We start from the raw sequence: 20,040 nt of genomic DNA, 5'->3' as shown, positions 1-20,040 counted from the left end.
ATCCAGCGAATTGCTTTACGCGAAGGGCGGCTTGAGCACCTGACCCATCAGAAAAGTCCAGCGAACCGGTTTATCTTTGACCAGAGAGTCGGTTTAGCTGACACGGTGAAAGCCGCGTGGGCTTTTTCCATTGGAGCCAGCCATGTTCGCACCGCTCGCCTTCGGCCTTTGGTGGGGCGTCTGTGCGGAGGCATGTTGCCCTGGCTCAATGGTTTCCCGGGGCAGCCCCGTACAGCGCAAGGGACGGCGAAACGTCTCCGCTGGCGGGCCGAGAGAATAGCTTGCCCGATATGCCGGGGGGTAGGCAACCCCATCGCGGCCCCGGATGCCCAGAGCGCTACCATCGGCACGATCTACGAGGGTGGCGAGTGGGATGCTGACGGCAACGTGGTCACGCCGCCAGCGGCTGTGCCTGGGTGGCACGTGAACCTGCGCCTGGAACGCCCGCTGGCCGCCGGCGAGGCGACGGCACTGGGCAGCATTGTCGTCGCGCCGGAGCCGGGGACGCCATATCGGGTGTGGGCTTCGATACTTGTCTGTATAGACAGATTTCCTAAAATTGTGGTGCAGACGGAAGGCGCCCGCCCGTCGGGGCGGGGCCTGCCAGTATCGATAGTTATGTTTGGGGTACATAACGAGATCTGGAGGCTACTATGGACCAGCATGCGCGCACATTGGTGGTGTTCTACCCCCTAGAAACAGGGGAATGTTCCTTTGCAGAAGTCAGCGGCCAGAGTGTCATTCACTTCGGTCCATTCGAGTCCCGAGAGCTTGCCGAGAAGCTCCTCGCGGACATGTATCCCGAAACGCCGATCGTGGAACTGCCGGAGCAGTCTGCGAAACTCGATGATGATCAGATAATGATCCTCGGATACGCCACAGCACAGCAGGTAGCGTTTCAAGAAGAAACCGGCGAGTAGCCTGCCGCACAATCGACTAAGCCACCTTCGGGTGGCTTTTTCATCCGGCCATTCCTGGACACCATCGCGGTGTCCGAGCTGGGCCGTGCGCTGCTGGCGAAGTCCGACAACGGGTACAACGTGCTGGTCGGCAGCATGCCGGCGGCGCCAATCCTGTTTCACAGCTACGCCGACCACCCGCGGCGGCTGATTCAGATCCAGCATGGCGACGGGCCGGGCCCGCGCTGGGGCTGGAACGGTGACGTGAAGCGCCCCACGTTCACGCCCAGCGTGCTGGTGCGCAGCGGCCACTACGTTCCCGGGTACAAGACCGGCGGCGACTGCTGGTGCGCCTACTACGCCGAGCACCCGGACGAAGAGCGCGATTTCGAGTGTGGCGTGTGCCACAGCTTTGTGATCGACGGCAGCATCCAGTTCCTGGGCGACTGCACGCATGCGCTGGCCGGCCAGACGGTGCCGCTGGCCGAGTTTCCGGAGGGCTGGGGATGCTGATGCCGACGATTCCATGGCGCGCTGCAGGATTGGCGGTGGTCGCTGAAACGCTGTTCGCCGCCGGCTGGACGGCGAACGGCTGGCGGAAGGACGCTGAACTGTCCGAGCTCACTGCCGCACGCTCCCAGGCGGATCTGGCAACCACGGATCAAGCGCTGCAGGATCTGCGCGCCGCCGGCGCCAGCATCCGCCAAAAGGCCGACGAGCTCGCCGGCATCCAATCGACTCTTGGCGCCAAGCTCGACGCCATCCGCAAGGATATGAAGAATGCGAGGCCCTTGCCTGTGGATTGCCGCCCTGACGATTTCCGGGTGCGCAAGCTGTCCGACGCCGTTGAGGCAGCCAAGCAAGCCGCCGCCGCTCGATAGCGCGCTGGCGGCGCCCGTGCGTAGTACCGGATCCGCCAGCGGCGGCCGACTATGACACCTGGCAGGACTGGGTTATGCGGGACTTGCTAGGTGCGCTGGGGGAGTGTGCAGCTTGGCATCGCAAGTTGGTCGAAGCGTGGCCCATGTAGGCCGCCGTTCAGCGCCTCTTGGCGACGGTGTCCAGAAAATTACGCCCGTGGTTGGTGAGACGAACTTGGCTACGGCCGTGTTTCGGTCGTTCCAGTCGTACGAGCTGCCGATGCACGAGGCTCTTGAGGTCGGCAGGGTCCAATTCGAGATTCCCGTCTGCACTTTCGAGAAGCATCAAGGCGGCGATTTCATGAGGACTGAGCATCTTCGTCTCCTGCGAAGGGGATAGGATTGTTGAAGGTCATGCAGCGGGCGGCTGCGCCGTTGAAAAGCTAACTCTCCATCTCCGTGTCCAACCTCGCAACGCAGGATACATTTCCTTACTGCGTATGACAAAGGGAAGTGAAGTCCCCGGTTCCTGCGCGCCTTGGAAGTGGCGTTAGCGCGATTCATCTTCTCAAATCGTAATGCCTGTGTCTGGATGTAACGTAGCCGGACCGACGCGGAACTCCGTCCTCTTGTTGCTTGTCCTTTTTGTATAGTGCGCGCGTGCCGCGATGTGGCATCGCCATGCACTATGACCCGCCGACCCGCAGAAGCACCAGCAGGAGACATTTAATGAAATCAATCCAAAAGATGTGGCTTGCTAGCGTTGTTGGGTTGCTTGCTGCTTCGGGCAATGCAGCTGCCAGGGGGGATGTGGGCAGAATACTGGCTGCAACGGATGGTGCGCCACCCATGAACAGTGCGCCTGGCACGCCTGGGCTTCCCGAGGCACCAAGCAATCGCACCGTGCCAAAGGATAACTCCACCGCAATGGGGAAATCTGCACCGTCTGCGGAGTCCTCGACGAAACTCAGCGACAGTGCCATCACGATGAAAGTGAAAGCCGAGCTTCTTGCCTCGAAGGTGCTCAGGCCCAACGGAATTCGAGTGCGAACTGAAAACGGTGTCGTGCACCTCGACGGCAAAGTGCAAAATGACTCGGAGAAGCTGACGGCCCTGAATGCAGTCCGTGCAGTGGATGGCGTGCAATCAGTGGTAGATGGCCTGCAGGTCGGGAAATAGGCTGGAGCAACTGCGCTAGTCGACGTGCTGCAGCCTGAAATCTCCGAGCAGGCGGTGGCTGACACTCGGCAGTGAAAACGCGCGGGATAGGTCCGTGATATTGCGCGCGAAAGGCGCCCCGCTGGTACCGAGGGAATGGCCGGGCGAAAGGGCTCGGGCTGGCCCCGCGCGGCCTGCGCGCAAATCTCAAAGCCGGCGCATCCCCGACTTGCTGTCATGGCGTCTCGCAATGACGAACTGCCTGTAGGACGAAATCCGGCATGAAATCAGTGCGCACCCGATAGCATGTGCGCATGGCTCGAAGGATACTGGACTACCCAGTTCGGATAAGCCCATGCTGCTCTTTGTGATCGTTACCCTCGCGGCAATTGGGGTGATCGCCATTGCGATTTCCCTTTTGAAATAGTGACGATGCGCTGCTTYAAGATGAAGTCGGAATGGCTCAGTCTAAGGCCGCGGTCGCAGATCCTCCGTAGGAGATGCTATGGCTTTCAAATACACCTTCATTGATGTAACCAACGCCACGCCCGCCGGCGCCCCCGTTCTCGTGGCTGAACTGACCGCAGACGCGCCCATGCCGCATCTCGCTCTTGGTGTGGTCATTCGCCTGCCGGACGCCGCCGGCAAGCCTTGGCTAGTGAAGGAACTGAGCCTGAGTCCGATGATCGAGATCAACGTGGTCGGCGCGGACCTGGCGGTCTTGGTCTATGTGACTGCCGGGTAAGCCTCCGGCTTTCGCGGACATCCACAAATGCGCTGCGTGGCTGTCGCGCAGCTATTCCCAGCGTCCTTGCTGGCAAGTGCCAGGTACTGCTGGACCTGACCGCATGCCAAGCAGGATGCTCCGTCGGGTACCGCGGTCAGCCTGCCGCAGCTCGGGCTCTTCGGGACCTCGCGCCCAAGCCCGGGGAACGTCTCTGGGATGCAGAACGCATCAGAGTCGAGGGAAGCGAGCCCGCAGCGGCGGCTTTACATAGGGCGGGCCACCCGGAATCGGTGGTGCTGCCCGCCTGCGTCGAAAGACAGGTACTCCGCTAGCCAGACCATTGCCCGGATCAAGGTCGGTGGCTGGCGTGACGGCGCCAGCGGTCCGATGCAGGTGGTGTCCGGCCCCATCGGCCGGCAACGTGGGTATTTCGAAGCGCCGCCAGCCAATCTCCTGGAAGCTGAAACAAGCCGATTTCTCGACTGGGTCAATGGCGCATCGAACGATCTACCTCTGCTCAAGGCAGGGCTCGGCCATTTGTGGCTCGTCACCTTGCATCCGTTTGACGACGGCAACGGCCGTATAGCCCGTGCGACCGGCGACCTGCTGCTGGCGCGCGCCGATGGCAGCCCGCAGCGTTTCTATAGCCTGTCGGCGCAGATCCGGCGGGAGCGCAAGGCCTACTACGATCTCCTGGAGCGGACCCAGAAGCGGTCGATGGATGTCACCGAGTGGCTGGCCTGGTTCCTCGATACGCTGCATCGCGCCGTCGATCAGGCGCAGGACACCCTTGATGTTGTGCTCGTCAAGACGCGATTCTGGCAGCGTTGGGCGACCACGCCACTGAACGAGCGGCAAGTGAAACTGCTCAACGGACTGCTTGATGGTTTCGAAGGCAAGCTCACCAGCTCCAAGTGGGCGGCGATCGCCAAATGCTCTCCAGACACCGCGCTGCGCGATATCACGGATCTGCTCGCACGTGGCATCCTGCGGAAATCGGATGCAGGCGGGCGCAGCACCAGCTATGAGTTGAACGACCTATCCGTGTAGGCGCGCCTCCGGGAAATGACTTGGCTCGTGGGTGGAACCGCGTCTCTATGCGGTTGGTCCGCGAGCACCAAGCGCACACTCTCGTCGCTGGCACACGCGTTGCCGCAACGCATACACCCCCAGTGGGCTTGGCTGCAGTGCCGGTATGCGCCAGTTCGTGTAGCGCGCAAGCGGCAACATAACCGATGCGTGCGCCTGCCGCGCATCGGCGAACCCCGGATGCGCTACGCGCCCAGGCAGCTCTCCCATCGCTAGGCCACGCGCCGCCCGGGCAGCAGCCCGGCGTACTCCCTCCCCAGGTACTCGGCCGTTTGTTCCAGCAGGAACGCCCGGCAGCCCTCGCTGGCCGGCATCAGCCGCTTGCTCGCCATGTGCGCGATATGCCAGACGCGCTCGATCGGCGTGCCCGCCACATCCAGCAGTGCAATCTCCTTGGTGCGCAATTCCAGTGACAGAGTGTGCAGTGACAACAGGCTGATGCCCATGCCTGCCATCACGGCTTGCTTGATCGTTTCATTGCTGCCCAGGGTGACCACTTTGGCCGGCGCGAACAGGTGGTGCTTGAACATTTGCTCGGCCACCGTACGGGTGCCGGATCCTGGCTCGCGCAGCAGGAAGGTTTCGTGGCGCAGTTCTTGCAGATCGAAGCCCCCGGCATCGCGTAGCGGATGCCGGGGCGAGGCCACGATCACGTGCGGATGCATGGCGATGGGTTCGGACACGGCGTCGAGTTCGCGCGGGGGCCGGCCCATCAGCGCGAGGTCGATCTCGTTGTCCTGCAGCAGGCGCAGCAGCGTTTCTCGGTTGCCTTCGGCAAAGCGCACGTCGACGTGCGGATAGCGCGCCGAGTAGCCGGCCAGCAGCCTGGGCGCGAAGTACTTGGCGGTACTGATCAGCCCGATGGAGATCGAGCCCTGGTCGATGCCCTTGACCGCCTGCAGGCCGTCCTCGGCGTCTTTCACCTCACCCAGGATGCGCGAGGCGTGATGCAGGAAGCGGTCGCCGGCCTCGGTCAGCGTGAGCTGGCGGCTGACGCGCTCGAACAGCGGGAGCCCGACCACGGACTCGAGTTGCTTGACCTGCATGGAGACGGCGGGCTGGGTCAGGTGCAGTTCCTCGGCCGCCCGCACGAAGCTGGCGTGCCGGGCAACGGTGACGAAGATCTGCAACTGGCGAAGGGTGAGGGAGCGGAGAAAGGACATGAGGTACGCACCACCTTGTCAGATAAGGGATCCCTTATATGCGGGCTAAGAATATCTGAATTTACCTTATGTGGATAGCTGGATATCTTTTCCCTCACACGCAGTCAATGCAGCCCATGCAGCCCATGTAGCCAATGCAGCCAACCCACGGGAAGGAAACCACCATGAACGCCCCTGAGACGATCCAAGCCACCGCCAAGCCCCGCAAGCGTTACGACGCCGGTGTGATGAAGTACAAGGAAATGGGATATTGGGATGCAGGCTACGAGCCCAAGGACACCGACCTGCTCGCGCTGTTCCGCATCACGCCGCAGGCGGGCGTGGATCCCGTCGAGGCTGCCGCCGCGGTGGCTGGCGAGTCGTCCACGGCCACGTGGACGGTGGTGTGGACCGACCGGCTCACCGCCTGCGATATGTACCGCGCCAAGGCCTACCGCGTGGATCCGGTGCCAAACAATCCCGAGCAGTTCTTCTGCTACGTGGCGTATGACTTGTCGCTGTTCGAGGAAGGCTCGATCGCCAACCTGACCGCCTCCATCATCGGCAACGTGTTCAGCTTCAAGCCGATCAAGGCGGCCCGCCTGGAAGACATGCGCTTCCCGGTGGCTTACGTGAAGACCTTTGCCGGCCCGTCCACTGGCATCATCGTCGAGCGCGAACGCCTGGATAAGTTCGGCCGCCCGCTGCTGGGCGCCACCACCAAGCCCAAGCTGGGCCTGTCGGGCCGGAACTATGGCCGCGTGGTCTACGAAGGGCTGAAGGGCGGGCTGGATTTCATGAAGGACGACGAGAACATCAACTCGCAGCCTTTCATGCACTGGCGCGACCGCTTCCTGTTCGTGATGGATGCGGTCAACAAGGCGTCCGCCGCTACCGGCGAGGTCAAGGGCAGCTACCTGAACGTCACCGCCGGCACCATGGAGGAAATGTACCGGCGCGCCGAGTTCGCCAAATCACTGGGCTCGGTGATCATCATGATTGACCTGATCGTGGGCTGGACCTGCATCCAGTCGATGAGCAACTGGTGCCGGCAGAACGACATGGTGCTGCATTTGCACCGCGCCGGGCATGGCACCTACACACGCCAGAAGAATCACGGCGTGTCCTTCCGCGTGATCGCCAAATGGCTCCGCCTGGCGGGTGTCGACCATATGCATACCGGTACCGCGGTGGGCAAGCTTGAAGGCGATCCGCTCACCGTGCAGGGCTACTACAACGTCTGCCGCGATGCCTATACCAAGACCGACCTGACGCGCGGATTGTTTTTCGACCAGGACTGGGCCTCGCTGCGCAAGGTGATGCCGGTGGCCTCGGGCGGCATCCACGCCGGGCAAATGCACCAGCTGCTCGACCTGTTCGGCGACGACGTGGTGCTGCAGTTCGGCGGCGGCACCATTGGCCACCCGCAAGGCATCCAGGCCGGCGCCACGGCCAACCGCGTGGCCCTGGAAGCCATGGTGCTGGCCCGCAACGAGGGGCGCGACATCGTCAACGAAGGGCCCGACATCCTGCGCGACGCAGCCAAATGGTGCTCGCCGCTGCGGGCAGCGCTTGATACGTGGGGCGATATCAGCTTCAACTACACGCCGACCGATACCTCGGATTTCGTGCCCACCGCGTCCGTGGCCTGAGCCCGCGCCGTACCTGACACCAACGAACAAGAGACGAGGACATCATGCGCATTACACAAGGCACCTTCTCCTTCCTGCCCGAACTCACCGACGCGCAGATCACCAGCCAGCTCGAGTACTGCCTGAACAAGGGCTGGGCGGTCGGCATCGAGTACACCGACGACCCCCATCCGCGCAATACGTACTGGGAGATGTTCGGACTGCCGATGTTCGACCTGCGCGACGCCGCCGGCATCCTGCTGGAGATCAACAACGCGCGCAAGACTTTCCCCAACCACTACATCCGCGTGATGGCCTTCGATGCGACGCATACGGTGGAATCGGTGGTGATGTCCTTCATCGTCAACCGGCCCGCTGACGAGCCGGGCTTTCGCCTGGTACGGCAGGAGGAACCGGGTCGCACGATGCGCTACTCGATCGAGGGCTATGCCGCGCAGGCTCGTCCCGAAGGTAGCCGCTACTAAGTCCGCAGCATCTCGTCGACACTCACGGAGGACACCATGTCAGCGCCGGAATCTCCCTCGCACCTGCAGCCGCCTGGCACGCTGGCGGATGTGCTCGCCAGCTCGGGAATCGCTGATTTGCTGGCACAGCTTGACCGCGAACTGATCGGGCTGGCGCCAGTGAAAGGGCGCATCCGCGATATCGCCGCGCTGCTGCTGGTGGACAAGCTGCGGGCGGCGCGCGGGTTCAGCGCCGGCGCGCCCAGCCTGCATATGTGCTTCACCGGCAATCCCGGTACCGGAAAGACCACCGTGGCCATGCGCATGGCGCAGATTCTCCATCAACTCGGCTACGTGCGCCGGGGGCATCTGGTGGCGGTCACGCGCGATGACCTTGTCGGTCAGTACATTGGCCACACCGCGCCCAAGACCAAGGAAATCCTGAAGAAAGCGATGGGCGGTGTGCTGTTCATCGACGAGGCTTACTACCTCTACCGGCCCGAGAACGAACGCGATTATGGCCAGGAAGCCATTGAGATCCTGCTGCAGGTGATGGAGAACAACCGCGACGACCTGGTGGTGATCCTGGCCGGGTACAAGGACCGCATGGACCGGTTCTTCGAATCCAACCCGGGCATGTCCTCTCGCGTCGCGCACCATATCGACTTTCCCGACTACCAGGTCGACGAACTGGGACAGATTGCGGACCTGATGCTTGGCGAGATGCAGTATCGCTTCGACGAGCAAAGCCGTGCGGTCTTTGCCGACTACCTTGCGCGCCGCATGGTGCAGCCGCATTTTGCCAACGCCCGCAGCGTGCGCAACGCGCTCGACCGCGCGCGGCTGCGGCACGCCTCCCGCCTGCTGCGGGATCCCGGCGTGGTCGCCGACGACCTCGCGCTGACCACCATCACCGCCCCCGACCTGCTTGCCAGCCGCGTGTTCGCGCCGGCAGCCCCGGCAGACCAATGAGGAGTGAGCCATGCAAGCCCTGATCTTCGATGTCGACGGTACCCTTGCCGATACCGAGTCCGCGCATCTCCAGGCCTTCAATGCGGCGTTTGCCGAAGTCGGCCTCGACTGGCGCTGGGACGTGGCGCTCTACACGCGGCTGCTCAAAGTGGCCGGCGGCAAGGAGCGGCTGCTGCATTACTGGCGCATGGCGGACCCCGAGGAAGCCCGCGGGAGCCAGGTGCGCGAGACCATCGAGGCGGTGCATGCCATCAAGACCCGTCACTATGCCGAGAGAGTCAGCGGTGGTGCGCTGCCGTTGCGCCCGGGCATTGCGCGGCTGATCGAGGAGGCCGGGCAGTCCGGCATGCCGATCGCGATCGCCACTACCACTACGCCGGCCAACCTAGATGCGCTGCTGCGCGCGCCGTTGGGCGTAGCTTGGCGCCAGCGCTTCGCCGTCATCTGCGACGCAGGCACCACCGCCGAGAAGAAACCGGCGCCGGATGTCTACCTGGCCGTGCTGGACCGGCTCGGCCTGGACTCGGCAGACTGCCTGGCGGTGGAGGATTCCGAGAATGGCTTGCGCGCCGCGCTGGCCGCGGGCATTCCCACCGTCATCACACCCACTGCCTATACCTCGCAGGACCGCTTCGACGGTGCGCTGCTGGTGCTCCCGCATCTGGGCGATCCGGAAGAACCCATGCCGCAGCACCTGCCGGGCGCGGACCACCGCTGGGCCGACCTGGCCGCTCTGCGCCGCTGGCATCGCGGCACCTTGTTCGAGGCAGCTTGATATGCATACCCATGACCATGCAAGCGGGAAAGGCACGGCGATTCGCCTGGCGCCGTCGATCCTGTCCGCAGACTTCGCGAGGCTGGGCGAGGAAGTGCGCGCGATCGAGGCGGCGGGTGCCGACCTCGTGCACTTCGACGTGATGGACAACCACTATGTGCCGAACCTGACCATCGGCCCGCTGGTTTGCGAGGCGATCCGTCCGCATGTGTCCATCCCCATCGACGTGCACCTGATGGTGGAGCCGGTCGATGCGCTGATCCCGATGTTCGCCAAGGCCGGCGCGTCGATCATCACCTTCCATCCGGAGGCTAGCCGTCATGTCGACCGCACCCTCGGACTGATTCGCGAGCATGGCTGCAAGGCGGGCCTGGTGTTCAATCCGGCCACGCCGCTGGACTACCTGGCGCATACGCTGGACAAGCTCGACATGGTGCTGCTGATGAGTGTGAACCCGGGCTTCGGCGGTCAGAAGTTCATTCCCGGCACGCTCGCCAAGCTGCGGGAGGTACGCGCGCGTATCGACCGGCACACGGACGCAGGCGGTCAGCCGGTCTGGCTCGAGATCGACGGCGGCGTGAAGCCCGACAACATCGCGGATATTGCCCGGGCGGGCGCGGATACCTTCGTTGCCGGCAGCGCGGTGTTCGGCGCGCCGGATACCGACGGTGGCTATCGCGCCATCCTGCGGCATTTGCGCGAAGCGGCGCAGACATAGCGCTGCCCAGGCACGCCAAGCAAAGACAGATAAAAAGAGGAGACCTGCCATGCCACATCAAAACCAGCCACACCGAATGACCTTGACRCAGTTCCTGATCGAGGAGCGCCGCCGCTATCCGCAGGCCAGCGGCGGCTTCAACGGCCTGATCCTCAACGTCGCCATGGCATGCAAGGAGATTGCGCGCGCCGTCGCGTTCGGCGCGCTGGGCGGCCTGCATGGCAGCGCCGACGGCGCCGTCAACGTCCAGGGCGAGACCCAGCAAAAGCTCGATGTACTGAGCAATACCACCTTCCTGCGCGTCAACGAGTGGGGTGGCTACCTGGCCGGCATGGCGTCGGAGGAAATGGCGGCCCCTTACCAGATTCCGTCGCAGTATCCGCGGGGCAAGTACCTGCTGGTGTTCGATCCGCTCGATGGCTCATCCAATATCGACGTCAACGTCTCCGTGGGCAGCATCTTCTCCGTGCTGCGCGCGCCGGAGGGCGTGGATGCGGTGTCCGAGCTGCATTTCCTGCAACCCGGCACGGCGCAGGTAGCCGCCGGCTACGCCATCTACGGGCCCACCACCATGCTGGTGCTGACCGTGGGCAACGGCGTCAACGGCTTCACGCTCGATCCCAACCTGGGCGAGTTCTTCCTCACCCACGCCAACCTCACGGTGCCCGCGGACACGCACGAGTTCGCCATCAACACCTCAAACAGCCGCTTCTGGGAGGCGCCGGTTCGGCAATACATCTCCGAGTGCGTGGCCGGCCGGACCGGGCCGCGCGGCAAGGATTTCAACATGCGCTGGATTGCCTCGATGGTCGCCGAGGCGCACCGCATCCTGATGCGCGGCGGCGTCTTCATGTACCCGCGCGACAGCAAGGACTCGGCCAAGGCCGGCCGCCTGCGCCTGCTGTACGAGGCCAATCCCATCGCCTTCCTGATGGAGCAGGCCGGCGGGCGCGCCAGCACGGGCCGGCAGCCGCTGATGTCGGTCCAGCCCAGCGCCTTGCACCAGCGCATCGGCGTGGTCTTCGGCTCGCGCAACGAGGTGGAGCGGATCGAGCGCTATCACAGCGAGCCGCCCGGCGCCGAGCTTCCCAATCCCCTGTTCAACGAACGCAGCCTGTTTCGCGTTCCCGCCTGAGGTGCCCGGACATGTCCGAACGCTATCCCATCATCGCCATTACCGGCTCCTCCGGCGCCGGCACCACCTCCGTCACCCGCACCTTCGAGAACATCTTCCGCCGCGAAGGCGTGAAATCCGTGGTGATCGAGGGCGACAGCTTCCACCGCTACAACCGCGCCGAGATGAAGGTCAGGATGACCGAGGCAGAGCAGAGCGGCAATATGAACTTCAGCCACTTCGGCCCTGGCACCAATCTCTTCGGTGAGCTGGAAAACCTGTTCCGCACCTATGCCGAGTCCGGTACCGGCATGCGGCGCCGCTATCTGCACAACGCCGACGAGGCCGCCCCCTTCCAGCAGGAGCCGGGTACCTTTACCGCCTGGGAGCCGTTGCCAGAGGACGCCGAGCTGCTCTTCTACGAGGGCCTGCACGGCGGCGTGGTGACGGACGAAGTCAATGTGGCCCGCTATCCCGACCTGCTGATCGGTGTGGTGCCGGTGATCAACCTGGAATGGATCCAGAAGCTGTGGCGCGACCAGAAGCAGCGCGGCTACTCGAGCGAGGCGGTGACCGACACCATCCTGCGGCGCATGCCTGATTACGTGAACTACATCTGCCCGCAGTTCTCGCGCACCCATGTGAATTTCCAGCGCGTGCCGTGCGTGGATACGTCCAACCCGTTCATTGCCCGGGAGATCCCCGCGCCGGACGAAAGCATGGTGGTGATCCGCTTCGCCAACCCGAAGGGGATCGACTTCCAGTACCTGCTGAGCATGGTGCACGACTCCTTCATGTCGCGGGCCAACACCATCGTGGTGCCCGGCGGCAAGATGGAACTCGCCATGCAACTGATCTTCACCCCCTTTGTGCTGCGCATGATGGAGCGCCGCAAGCGCGCCGACGAGTAAGGAGCCGGCCATGAACGCACCAGAATGTATCGATCCGGCGGCGCGCTGCGCCAACGCACTGCGCTTCCTTGCCGCCGATGCGGTGGAGCAGGCCAGGTCCGGCCACCCGGGCGCGCCCATGGGTATGGCCGAGATGGCCGAGGTGCTGTGGCGGCGCCACCTGCGCCACAATCCCGCCAACCCGGCGTGGCCCGACCGCGACCGCTTCGTGCTGTCCAACGGCCATGCCTCCATGMTGCTGTACGGGCTGTTGCATCTGAGCGGTTACGCGCTGACGATGGCGCAGTTGCGGCAGTTCCGCCAGTTGCATTCGAGCACACCGGGGCATCCGGAAGTCGGCCACACGCCGGGCATCGAGACCACTACCGGCCCGCTTGGGCAGGGACTGGCCAACGCGGTCGGCATGGCGTTGTCGGAGAAGCTGCTGGCTGCCCGCTTCAATCGCGCCGGGCATACCATCATCGACCACCACACCTATGTGTTTCTCGGCGATGGCTGCCTGATGGAAGGCATCAGCCACGAGGCGTGTTCGCTGGCCGGAACATTGAAGCTCGGCAAGCTGATCTGCCTGTACGACGACAACGGCATCTCCATCGACGGCGAGGTGTCGGGCTGGTTTGCCGACGATACGCCGCGGCGCTTCGAGGCCTACGGCTGGCATGTGATCCCGAACGTCGATGGCCACGATACCCGCGCCATCGATGCGGCCATCCGCCAGGCCAAGGCGCAAGGCGAGCGGCCCACGCTGATCTGCTGCAAGACGGTGATCGGCAAAGGTGCGCCAGCCAAGGCCGGCGGGCATGAGGTGCATGGTGCGCCGCTGGGCCCGCAAGAGATCGCCGCCATGCGCGAAGCGCTGGGCTGGGACGCCGAACCCTTCGCGGTGCCGCCAGACGTGGCCGCCGCCTGGGACGCGCGTGCGCTGGGTGCCGGGCGCGAAGCCGACTGGAACGCGCGCTTCGCCTGGTACAGCACGGCCCATCCTGAGCTGGCCGCGGAGTTCCTGCGCCGCGATCAGGGCAAGTTGCCGGAAGCGTTCGAGGCCGGGCTGATGGCCTTGCTCGAAACGCCATCGGCCCTGCACGGCAAGATCGCCACGCGCAAGGCATCGCAGCTCACGCTGGAAGCGCTGACCGCCGCCTTGCCGGAACTGCTGGGCGGCTCGGCGGACCTGACCGGCTCCAACCTGACCGACGTGAAGGCCTCGGTCTGGGTCAACCATGCCGGGCAGGGCAACTATGTCAGCTACGGCGTGCGCGAGTTCGGCATGGCGGCGGTGATGAACGGCATGGCCCTGCACGGAGGGCTGATTCCATATGGCGGCACCTTCATGGTGTTCTCCGACTACTCCCGCAACGCCATCCGCATGGCCGCGCTGATGCGGCAGCGGGTGATCCATGTGCTTACCCACGACTCGATCGGCCTGGGCGAGGATGGGCCTACCCACCAGCCCGTCGAGCATGCGGCGAGCCTGCGGCTGATCCCGAACAACCAGGTCTGGCGCCCCTGCGACGGCGTGGAAACCGCGCTCGCCTGGCTGGACGCGGTGCAGCGCGGCGACGGGCCAAGCTGCCTGCTGCTGTCGCGCCAGGCGCTGACACCGTTCGCGCGCGATGCCGGGCAACTTGCCGGCATCCGGCGCGGCGGCTATGTGCTGCAGGATGTGGAGGCGCACCAGGCGGTGCTGATCGCCACCGGTTCGGAAGTGGAGATCGCCATGCGCGCGGCCGCCCACCTGGCCGAGGAAGGGATTCGCGTGCGGGTGGTGTCGATGCCCTGCGTGGAGCGCTTCCATGCGCAGGATGCGGCCTACCGGGAAGCGGTGCTGCCGGCCGGCGTGCCGCGCGTCAGCGTGGAGGCCGGCGTCACCTGGCCCTGGCGCGCGGTGGTGGGCGAGCAGGGCGCCACCGTGGGGATCGACACCTTCGGCGCTTCGGCGCCGGCCGATGCGCTGTACCAGCACTTCGGCCTGACGCCGGCGCGGGTCGCGGATATGGCGCGCGCTCTGCTGGGGAGGCCGTGATGCGCATCGCACCGGACCTGCCTTACACCGCGGTGCTGGTCGACCTCGACGGCACCCTGGTCGATACGGCGCACGACATCGTGGAGGCCGCCAACCGCATGCTGGACGAACTGGGCCGCGCGCCATTGCCCTTTGACACCATCAGCGGTTTTATCGGCAAGGGCGTGCCCAATCTGGTGCGGCGCGTGCTGGAGACCGCGGCAAGCGGCGATCGGGATGGCGCCGATTCCGCCGAGGCGGTGTTCCACCGCCACTATGCGGAAGTCAACGGGCACCTTGGCCGCGTTTTCCCCGGCGTGCAGACCGGGCTGGCGGCCTTGCAGCAGCAGGGCTACCGGATCGCGTGCGTGACCAACAAGCCCAGGGCGCTGGCAGCGCCGCTGCTGGCCGTGACCGGGCTGGCCAGGTACCTGGAGGTCCTGGTCGGCGGCGACTCGATCGCGCGGATGAAGCCGGACCCCGAGCCGCTGCGCCATGCTTGCCGGCTGCTGCAGGCTGATGAGAGGCGCAGCGTGCTGGTTGGCGATTCGGCGGTTGACGTGGCCGCGGCGCGCGCGGCGGGCATGCCGGTCTTCCTGGTGCGGTACGGCTATGCCGGCCCCGGCGGCGTTGCCGCGCTGGGTGGCGATGCGGTGATCGATTCGCTGGAAGACGTGCCGGCGCTGCTTGCGCCCGCGCGCCGGATGCTGGCCTGAGTCGGGCAGGGAGAGCGAAGCAGACCCACGATGGATCAAACCGCGCAGAGACCAGATAACCACACGCCTACCACATCCGCCAGGACCCACACCATGCCCCCCATCGGTAAAGTACAGACCCTATCGTCCTTGCTCACCGGCAGCGACCTCACCGGCAAACGCATCTTCATCCGTGCCGACCTCAACGTCCCCCGGGACGCCGCGGGCGAGATCACCGACGACACCCGCATCCGCGCCTCCGTGCCCGCCATTGAAGCCTGCCTGCAAGCCGGCGCGTCGGTCATGGTGACTTCCCACCTGGGCCGGCCGGTGGAGGGCGAGCCCGATCCGCGCCAAAGCCTCGCGCCGGTGCGCCGCCGCCTCTCGGCGCTGCTGAGGCGCGAGGTGCCGCTGCTGGCCGGTTGGGTCAACGGCGGCTTCGATGTTCCGCCCGGCCACGTGGTGCTGCTGGAGAACTGCCGCGAGAACAAGGGCGAGAAGTCCAACTGCGAGGAACTCTCCCAGAAGATGGCCAGGCTGTGCGACATCTACGTCAACGACGCCTTCGGCACCGCCCACCGCGCCGAGGCAACTACCCACGGCATCGCCAGATACGCGCCAGTGGCCTGCGCGGGCCCGCTGCTGGCCGCCGAGATCGACGCGCTGGGCCGTGCGCTGGGCCAGCCGGCGCGCCCGCTGGTCGCCATCGTGGCGGGCTCCAAGGTTTCGACGAAGCTCACCATCCTCAAATCCCTGGCCGCCAAGGTCGACCAGCTGATCGTGGGGGGCGGGATCGCCAATACCTTCATGCTGGCGGCTGGCCTGAAGATCGGCAATTCCCTCGCCGAGGCGGGCCTGGTGGCGGAAGCCCGCGCCATCATCGGCATGATGGCCGCGCGCGGCGCGGCGGTGACCATTCCGGTGGACGTAGTGTGCGCCAAGACGTTCAGCGCCACYGCCGCCGGCACTGTGAAGCGTGCGGAAGACGTGGCGGACGACGACATGATCCTGGATCTCGGCCCGGACACGGCAGCGCAACTGGCCAGGCAGCTCATGGCTGCCGGCACCATCGTGTGGAACGGGCCGGTGGGTGTGTTCGAGTTCGACCAGTTCGGCAATGGCACGAGGGTGCTGGCCGAAGCCATTGCCACATCGAAGGCGTTCTCGATCGCCGGTGGCGGCGATACGCTCGCGGCCATCGCCAAGTACGGTATCGCGGAGCAGGTCGGCTATATCTCGACAGGTGGCGGCGCCTTCCTGGAATTCCTGGAGGGCAAGACACTGCCGGCCTTCGAGGTGCTGGAGCAGCGGGCGGCCGCCTGACGGGCGCCCATGCAATACCGAATTCACCGAATCAGCGTCAACTTACGGAGTTCCATCATGTCACTCGTATCCCTGCGCCAGTTGCTCGACCACGCGGGAGAGTTCGGCTACGGCGTGCCGGCTTTCAACGTCAATAATCTGGAGCAGATCCACGCCATCATGGAAGCCGCCGAGGAGACCGACAGCCCGGTCATCCTGCAGGCCTCGGCCGGCGCGCGAAAATATGCCGGCGAGGCCTACCTGCGCCACATGGTGCTGGCGGCGGCGGAGACACATCCGGATATTCCCATCGTGCTGCACCAGGATCACGGCTCCAGTCCGGCGGTGTGCCAGGCCTCGATCCGCTCCGGCTTCACCAGCGTGATGATGGACGGGTCGCTGCGCGAAGACATGAAGACCCCGTCGGACTACGATTACAACGTCGGCGTGACCCGCCGCGTGTGCGAGATGGCACACGCCGTAGGAGTATCGGCGCGCACCGGCGTGGATGCACTAGCGATCGCCATCGGCACCAGCCACGGCGCCTACAAGTTCTCGCGCAAGCCCACCGGCGACATTCTGGCGATGGACCGCATCCGCGCGATCCATCAGAAGATTCCCGACACCCACCTGGTGATGCATGGCTCCAGTTCGGTGCCGCAGGAGTGGCTGGAGATCATTCGCCAGTACGGCGGCGATATCAAGGAGACCTACGGCGTGCCCGTCGAGGAGATCCTGCGCGGCATCAAGACCGGCGTGCGCAAGGTGAATATCGATACCGATATCCGCCTGGCGATGACCGGCGCAATCCGCAAGTCGCTGTCCGACGACCGCAGCGAGTTCGATCCGCGCAAGGCCTTGCTGGCGGCCAAGAAGGGCGCCAAGAGCGTGGTGCGGTTGCGCTTCGAGGCGTTCGGCTGTGCGGGACAGGCCTCGAGGATCAAGCCGGTGCCGTTGGAAAAGCAGGTGCAGCGCTACCGTTAGGCGTCGGTGATACGGGCGGGGAAGCGAATGCTAAGCGTGCTGCTGCCGGCTGTGCGGGCCGTTGAATAGAGACGCCGCGATGCCGCCGGTGCCGCGAAGTCCGTCGTGACGCGTCTTGAGCAGGGCCAGGATCTGCGCGCTGCGCGTGCGCAGTCCGGCTTCCGTCTCGGCCGCCGTCCGCCCGGCGGCCGAGACGGAACAGAAGGGGTGGCCGGCGGCCACGTAGCTGCCGGGCACGGGAATGTCGTGGCACCAGCCGGTGCGCATCAGCGCGGCGGTGAGCGTGGCGTTGATCCGCGCCGGCGCTTGCGAGAAGACGACTTCAAAGCCACGCACGCCGGCCTGGCCTGCGGCCGGGCGCGCAGGTATTTCTCCACGGCAGGCTTGCAGGTGCGCGTGCATCAGGCCGAGCGGATAGGCATCGGCATAGAGCGCCATGCTGGCTGGCGGACGCGGGTTGACTTCAAGCACCATCAGGTCCGGCGCATCGAACAGGAAGTCGATGCTGTTGAGTCCAACCAGGCTGGTTTCGCGTGCGATGCAATGGATGATATCGACGAGGCGCGAGACGATGCCTGGAGGCAGTATTGCCGGCCCGGTCGCGCCGCGGAACAGGTAGGGACAGTCGTGATGCGACGCAATGCGCTGCAGGCTGATGCCAACCAGATCGACGCCGCGGCGGTGGGCGACGAATAGCGCGGACATCGGCAGGCCGGGTCTTTGCCGCTGGAAGTATGGGGTGGTGTCGGCGGTATCGGCGGCGATGGCGTGCTCGGAAGCCAAATGCCGGATGTGGTAGCCGCCGGTGCCGCCGACAACTTTACATAGCCAACCTGTCGGATCGCGCGGCATCTCCACGGTGGTTTCCGGATGCGGAATGCCGAGTGCGGCCAGCAGCCGGAAAAAGGCGCCGGGCTGCTTGACGCCGCGTACGGTGGCGGCGCTGTTGCCGAGCAGCGGCAACAGTGCATGACCGGCATCGAGCAACTCCGGCAGTTGTTCGAAGCCGCTGCCGGCGACCCAACCAGATGGGTGTTCGGTGTTGCGCATCCGGCGCAGCGCGGCGAGCATGTGTTCTCCATCGATCGCCATCGAGCCGGCAGCGCCGATGGGCTCCCAGTGGGCAGCGATGTGACGGGTGTCGGCGTCGCCGAAGAGATCCAGCGCGGCGACGCGCAGGCCGGCTTGCGCGGCGGATTCGGCCATCATGCGGGACGAGAGGGCGGCGACGATGAGGGTTCGGGTTGGCATGGTGAGTGACGGGGCGGCTTAACTTGGGTAACGATGAGGTCGGGAATGGCTAGATCCCGCACGTGATGCGGGGTCGGCGCGGTGTCGGGCACCAGGCCGGTCAGGAAGGCGGCCTTCAGTGCGCATTCCTCGAATTCCGATTCGGCCTCGCTATCGAGCACAATCCCGGCTCCGACCCCCATGCGGCCCGGTCGCACGCCGCCACGGGCAGGGCCAAGCACCAGCGTGCGGATGGCGACCGACAGGCAGAAGCTGCCGCAGGCACGCGCCGAGCCGGGAGCCGGAGCGTCGGCCCACCCTATGGCGCCGGTGTACAGGCCCCTCGGACTGGTTTCCAGCGCGGCGATCAGTTCCATGGTGTGATGCCGGGGTGCGCCGGTAATGGAGCCGCAGGGAAACAGGGCGCGCAGGAGGGCCGGCATTGACACGGCCTCGGGCAGGACCGCTTCAACGGTGGAGGTCATCTGGAACACGCTGGCGTAAGGCTCGATCGAGAACAACGCCGGCACCCTGACCGAACCGATTTGCGCCACCCGGCCCAGGTCGTTGCGCAGCAGGTCGACGATCATCAGGTTCTCGGCGCGGTTCTTGGCGTCGGAGGCCAGCATGCGGGCAATCGAGCGGTCTTCGGCCGGGGCCGCGCCGCGCCGCGCGGTGCCTTTCATCGGGCGCGCGGTGAGCCTGCCGTCTTCATGACGCAGGAACAGTTCGGGAGAGCAGGACAGGATGAAGGGCTGCTGCGCGTCGTGGGGCAGGGCGATCAGCGCCCCGTAGGCTACCGGCTGGCGGGCGCGCAGGCGGCGGTAGAGGCCAACCGGGGACCCCGAGGCCTCGAAATCGATCCGGTAGGTGTAGTTGACCTGGTAAGTCTCGCCGGCGCGCAGCGCTTCCTGGATGCGGGCGATTGCGGTATGGAAGGCGGGGCGGTCGACGCTCGGTTGTAGTGCACCGACACGGGCCGGAGAAGGCGGTGCGCCGTCCATGCTGGCCAGCCAGGCATCCACCTGCTCGCGCGAGAGCCGGGCCAGCTTGCGGAAAAGCAGGATGCGCAGGGCAGGCTCACGCGGCCCCGCCGCCGCGAGATGACCAAGCCCATGGAGTGCCATGCCCCATTCGTAGTCGCCCAGCAGCACCGCGTGGGCGCCGCCGCGCATCGCGGCATCGGCCTCCTGCCACGCCTGCGTTAGGCCGGCCGGATCCGTGCAGCGGATCTCGCGCAGGAAGCCGGTGTACAGGCGGCTGGTGGGCTGGCCCGGCGTGGCGGTGGCGTCGTCGAGCAGCGCGTAGCAATCGTCGCCCGCAGCTGGCGCGTCGGCATGGGAATGCGGCATGGCGGACTCCTTCCA

At 65.4% G+C, this 20,040-nt stretch carries 20 protein-coding genes and 1 pseudogene; 17 read left to right on the top strand and 4 right to left on the bottom strand.

Annotation, left to right across the window (positions count from 1 at the left end):
* Positions 1-653 precede the first annotated feature (653 nt).
* The 3 genes from AC1DT6_RS23895 to AC1DT6_RS23885 all read left to right on the top strand — a co-directional run bounded on the left by AC1DT6_RS23895 (position 654) and on the right by AC1DT6_RS23885 (position 1,780).
* Positions 654-920 carry a hypothetical protein gene (locus AC1DT6_RS23895; protein WP_441631611.1) on the top strand — a complete coding sequence of 89 codons (267 nt, stop codon included), beginning with the start codon at positions 654-656 and terminating at the stop codon, positions 918-920.
* Between the two features lie 69 nt (positions 921-989).
* The gene (locus AC1DT6_RS23890) at positions 990-1,412 is read left to right on the top strand and encodes a ubiquitination-like system serine protease family protein (protein WP_441631613.1); all 423 of its coding nucleotides are present in this window, start codon (positions 990-992) and stop codon (positions 1,410-1,412) included.
* Complete coding sequence (locus tag AC1DT6_RS23885; RefSeq protein ID WP_441631615.1) at positions 1,406-1,780, top strand: hypothetical protein; 375 nt, start codon at positions 1,406-1,408, stop codon at positions 1,778-1,780. Before AC1DT6_RS23890 ends, AC1DT6_RS23885 begins: the two co-directional genes overlap by 7 nt.
* A gap of 157 nt (positions 1,781-1,937) precedes the next feature.
* Here AC1DT6_RS23885 and AC1DT6_RS23880 read toward each other — a convergent pair whose 3' ends face one another.
* Positions 1,938-2,135 (bottom strand): hypothetical protein, encoded by a 198-nt coding sequence (locus AC1DT6_RS23880; protein WP_441631617.1) that lies wholly within the window; start codon positions 2,133-2,135, stop codon positions 1,938-1,940.
* A gap of 353 nt (positions 2,136-2,488) precedes the next feature.
* Between AC1DT6_RS23880 and AC1DT6_RS23875 the strand changes: the two genes are divergently transcribed.
* The 3 genes and pseudogenes from AC1DT6_RS23875 to AC1DT6_RS23865 form a co-directional block, all read left to right on the top strand.
* Positions 2,489-2,938, top strand: coding sequence for a BON domain-containing protein (locus AC1DT6_RS23875; RefSeq protein ID WP_441631619.1), 450 nt, complete (start codon positions 2,489-2,491; stop codon positions 2,936-2,938).
* Between the two features lie 484 nt (positions 2,939-3,422).
* Positions 3,423-3,662 (top strand): hypothetical protein, encoded by a 240-nt coding sequence (locus AC1DT6_RS23870; protein WP_441631621.1) that lies wholly within the window; start codon positions 3,423-3,425, stop codon positions 3,660-3,662.
* A gap of 321 nt (positions 3,663-3,983) precedes the next feature.
* Positions 3,984-4,694: pseudogene (locus tag AC1DT6_RS23865) on the top strand (Fic family protein); the annotation flags it as partial.
* Positions 4,695-4,945: 251 nt separating this feature from the next.
* Here AC1DT6_RS23865 and AC1DT6_RS23860 read toward each other — a convergent pair.
* Positions 4,946-5,896, bottom strand: a complete 951-nt coding sequence (locus AC1DT6_RS23860) for a LysR family transcriptional regulator (protein ID WP_441631623.1) — start codon at positions 5,894-5,896, stop codon at positions 4,946-4,948.
* Positions 5,897-6,060: 164 nt separating this feature from the next.
* Between AC1DT6_RS23860 and AC1DT6_RS23855 the strand changes: the two genes are divergently transcribed.
* The 11 genes from AC1DT6_RS23855 to AC1DT6_RS23805 all read left to right on the top strand — a co-directional run bounded on the left by AC1DT6_RS23855 (position 6,061) and on the right by AC1DT6_RS23805 (position 17,443).
* On the top strand, positions 6,061-7,527 hold the full coding sequence (locus tag AC1DT6_RS23855; RefSeq protein WP_441631625.1) for a form I ribulose bisphosphate carboxylase large subunit: 1,467 nt from the start codon (positions 6,061-6,063) through the stop codon (positions 7,525-7,527).
* Positions 7,528-7,571: 44 nt separating this feature from the next.
* Complete coding sequence (locus AC1DT6_RS23850; RefSeq protein ID WP_276288579.1) at positions 7,572-7,991, top strand: ribulose bisphosphate carboxylase small subunit; 420 nt, start codon at positions 7,572-7,574, stop codon at positions 7,989-7,991.
* A gap of 36 nt (positions 7,992-8,027) precedes the next feature.
* Positions 8,028-8,942, top strand: a complete 915-nt coding sequence (cbbX, locus tag AC1DT6_RS23845) for a CbbX protein (RefSeq protein WP_441631627.1) — start codon at positions 8,028-8,030, stop codon at positions 8,940-8,942.
* Between the two features lie 10 nt (positions 8,943-8,952).
* Positions 8,953-9,717 carry an HAD family hydrolase gene (locus AC1DT6_RS23840; RefSeq protein WP_441631629.1) on the top strand — a complete coding sequence of 255 codons (765 nt, stop codon included), beginning with the start codon at positions 8,953-8,955 and terminating at the stop codon, positions 9,715-9,717.
* Between the two features lies 1 nt (position 9,718).
* Positions 9,719-10,435 (top strand): ribulose-phosphate 3-epimerase, encoded by a 717-nt coding sequence (gene rpe, locus AC1DT6_RS23835; protein WP_441631631.1) that lies wholly within the window; start codon positions 9,719-9,721, stop codon positions 10,433-10,435.
* A 76-nt stretch (positions 10,436-10,511) separates the two neighbouring features.
* Positions 10,512-11,570 (top strand): class 1 fructose-bisphosphatase, encoded by a 1,059-nt coding sequence (locus AC1DT6_RS23830; protein WP_477114950.1) that lies wholly within the window; start codon positions 10,512-10,514, stop codon positions 11,568-11,570.
* Positions 11,571-11,581: 11 nt separating this feature from the next.
* A complete protein-coding gene (locus AC1DT6_RS23825; protein WP_035873561.1) occupies positions 11,582-12,460 on the top strand; it encodes a phosphoribulokinase in 879 nt (292 codons plus the stop codon).
* Between the two features lie 10 nt (positions 12,461-12,470).
* A complete protein-coding gene (gene tkt, locus AC1DT6_RS23820) occupies positions 12,471-14,483 on the top strand; it encodes a transketolase (protein ID WP_477114949.1) in 2,013 nt (670 codons plus the stop codon).
* Complete coding sequence (gph, locus tag AC1DT6_RS23815) at positions 14,483-15,178, top strand: phosphoglycolate phosphatase (RefSeq protein ID WP_441631637.1); 696 nt, start codon at positions 14,483-14,485, stop codon at positions 15,176-15,178. Before tkt ends, gph begins: the two co-directional genes overlap by 1 nt.
* Positions 15,179-15,271: 93 nt before the next feature.
* The gene (locus AC1DT6_RS23810; RefSeq protein WP_441631639.1) at positions 15,272-16,480 is read left to right on the top strand and encodes a phosphoglycerate kinase; all 1,209 of its coding nucleotides are present in this window, start codon (positions 15,272-15,274) and stop codon (positions 16,478-16,480) included.
* Positions 16,481-16,537: 57 nt separating this feature from the next.
* Entirely contained in the window at positions 16,538-17,443 is a 906-nt protein-coding gene (locus AC1DT6_RS23805) for a class II fructose-bisphosphate aldolase (RefSeq protein WP_477114948.1), read from the top strand.
* 30 nt (positions 17,444-17,473) lie between these two features.
* Here the strand turns inward: AC1DT6_RS23805 and AC1DT6_RS23800 are convergent, their stop codons facing one another.
* Both AC1DT6_RS23800 and pabB read right to left on the bottom strand, forming a co-directional pair.
* Positions 17,474-18,694 (bottom strand): ATP-grasp domain-containing protein, encoded by a 1,221-nt coding sequence (locus AC1DT6_RS23800; protein WP_441631643.1) that lies wholly within the window; start codon positions 18,692-18,694, stop codon positions 17,474-17,476.
* Positions 18,649-20,025, bottom strand: a complete 1,377-nt coding sequence (pabB, locus tag AC1DT6_RS23795) for an aminodeoxychorismate synthase component I (RefSeq protein WP_441631645.1) — start codon at positions 20,023-20,025, stop codon at positions 18,649-18,651. The genes AC1DT6_RS23800 and pabB overlap by 46 nt, the downstream gene beginning before the upstream one ends.
* Positions 20,026-20,040 lie beyond the last annotated feature (15 nt).

The sequence above is a fragment of the Cupriavidus sp. 01L45 genome, from assembly GCF_056399885.1.
This window is presented reverse-complemented; position numbering and strand designations above follow the sequence as displayed.

Coding starts and splice junctions, on each gene's coding strand:
- AC1DT6_RS23895 (WP_441631611.1), top strand. CDS start 654: ATGGACCAGCATGCGCGCACATTGGTGGTGTTCTACCCCCTAGAAACA.
- AC1DT6_RS23885 (WP_441631615.1), top strand. CDS start 1,406: ATGCTGATGCCGACGATTCCATGGCGCGCTGCAGGATTGGCGGTGGTC.
- AC1DT6_RS23880 (WP_441631617.1), bottom strand. CDS start 2,135: ATGCTCAGTCCTCATGAAATCGCCGCCTTGATGCTTCTCGAAAGTGCA.
- AC1DT6_RS23875 (WP_441631619.1), top strand. CDS start 2,489: ATGAAATCAATCCAAAAGATGTGGCTTGCTAGCGTTGTTGGGTTGCTT.
- AC1DT6_RS23870 (WP_441631621.1), top strand. CDS start 3,423: ATGGCTTTCAAATACACCTTCATTGATGTAACCAACGCCACGCCCGCC.
- AC1DT6_RS23860 (WP_441631623.1), bottom strand. CDS start 5,896: ATGTCCTTTCTCCGCTCCCTCACCCTTCGCCAGTTGCAGATCTTCGTC.
- AC1DT6_RS23855 (WP_441631625.1), top strand. CDS start 6,061: ATGAACGCCCCTGAGACGATCCAAGCCACCGCCAAGCCCCGCAAGCGT.
- AC1DT6_RS23850 (WP_276288579.1), top strand. CDS start 7,572: ATGCGCATTACACAAGGCACCTTCTCCTTCCTGCCCGAACTCACCGAC.
- cbbX (WP_441631627.1), top strand. CDS start 8,028: ATGTCAGCGCCGGAATCTCCCTCGCACCTGCAGCCGCCTGGCACGCTG.
- AC1DT6_RS23840 (WP_441631629.1), top strand. CDS start 8,953: ATGCAAGCCCTGATCTTCGATGTCGACGGTACCCTTGCCGATACCGAG.
- rpe (WP_441631631.1), top strand. CDS start 9,719: ATGCATACCCATGACCATGCAAGCGGGAAAGGCACGGCGATTCGCCTG.
- AC1DT6_RS23825 (WP_035873561.1), top strand. CDS start 11,582: ATGTCCGAACGCTATCCCATCATCGCCATTACCGGCTCCTCCGGCGCC.
- gph (WP_441631637.1), top strand. CDS start 14,483: ATGCGCATCGCACCGGACCTGCCTTACACCGCGGTGCTGGTCGACCTC.
- AC1DT6_RS23805 (WP_477114948.1), top strand. CDS start 16,538: ATGTCACTCGTATCCCTGCGCCAGTTGCTCGACCACGCGGGAGAGTTC.
- AC1DT6_RS23800 (WP_441631643.1), bottom strand. CDS start 18,694: ATGCCAACCCGAACCCTCATCGTCGCCGCCCTCTCGTCCCGCATGATG.
- pabB (WP_441631645.1), bottom strand. CDS start 20,025: ATGCCGCATTCCCATGCCGACGCGCCAGCTGCGGGCGACGATTGCTAC.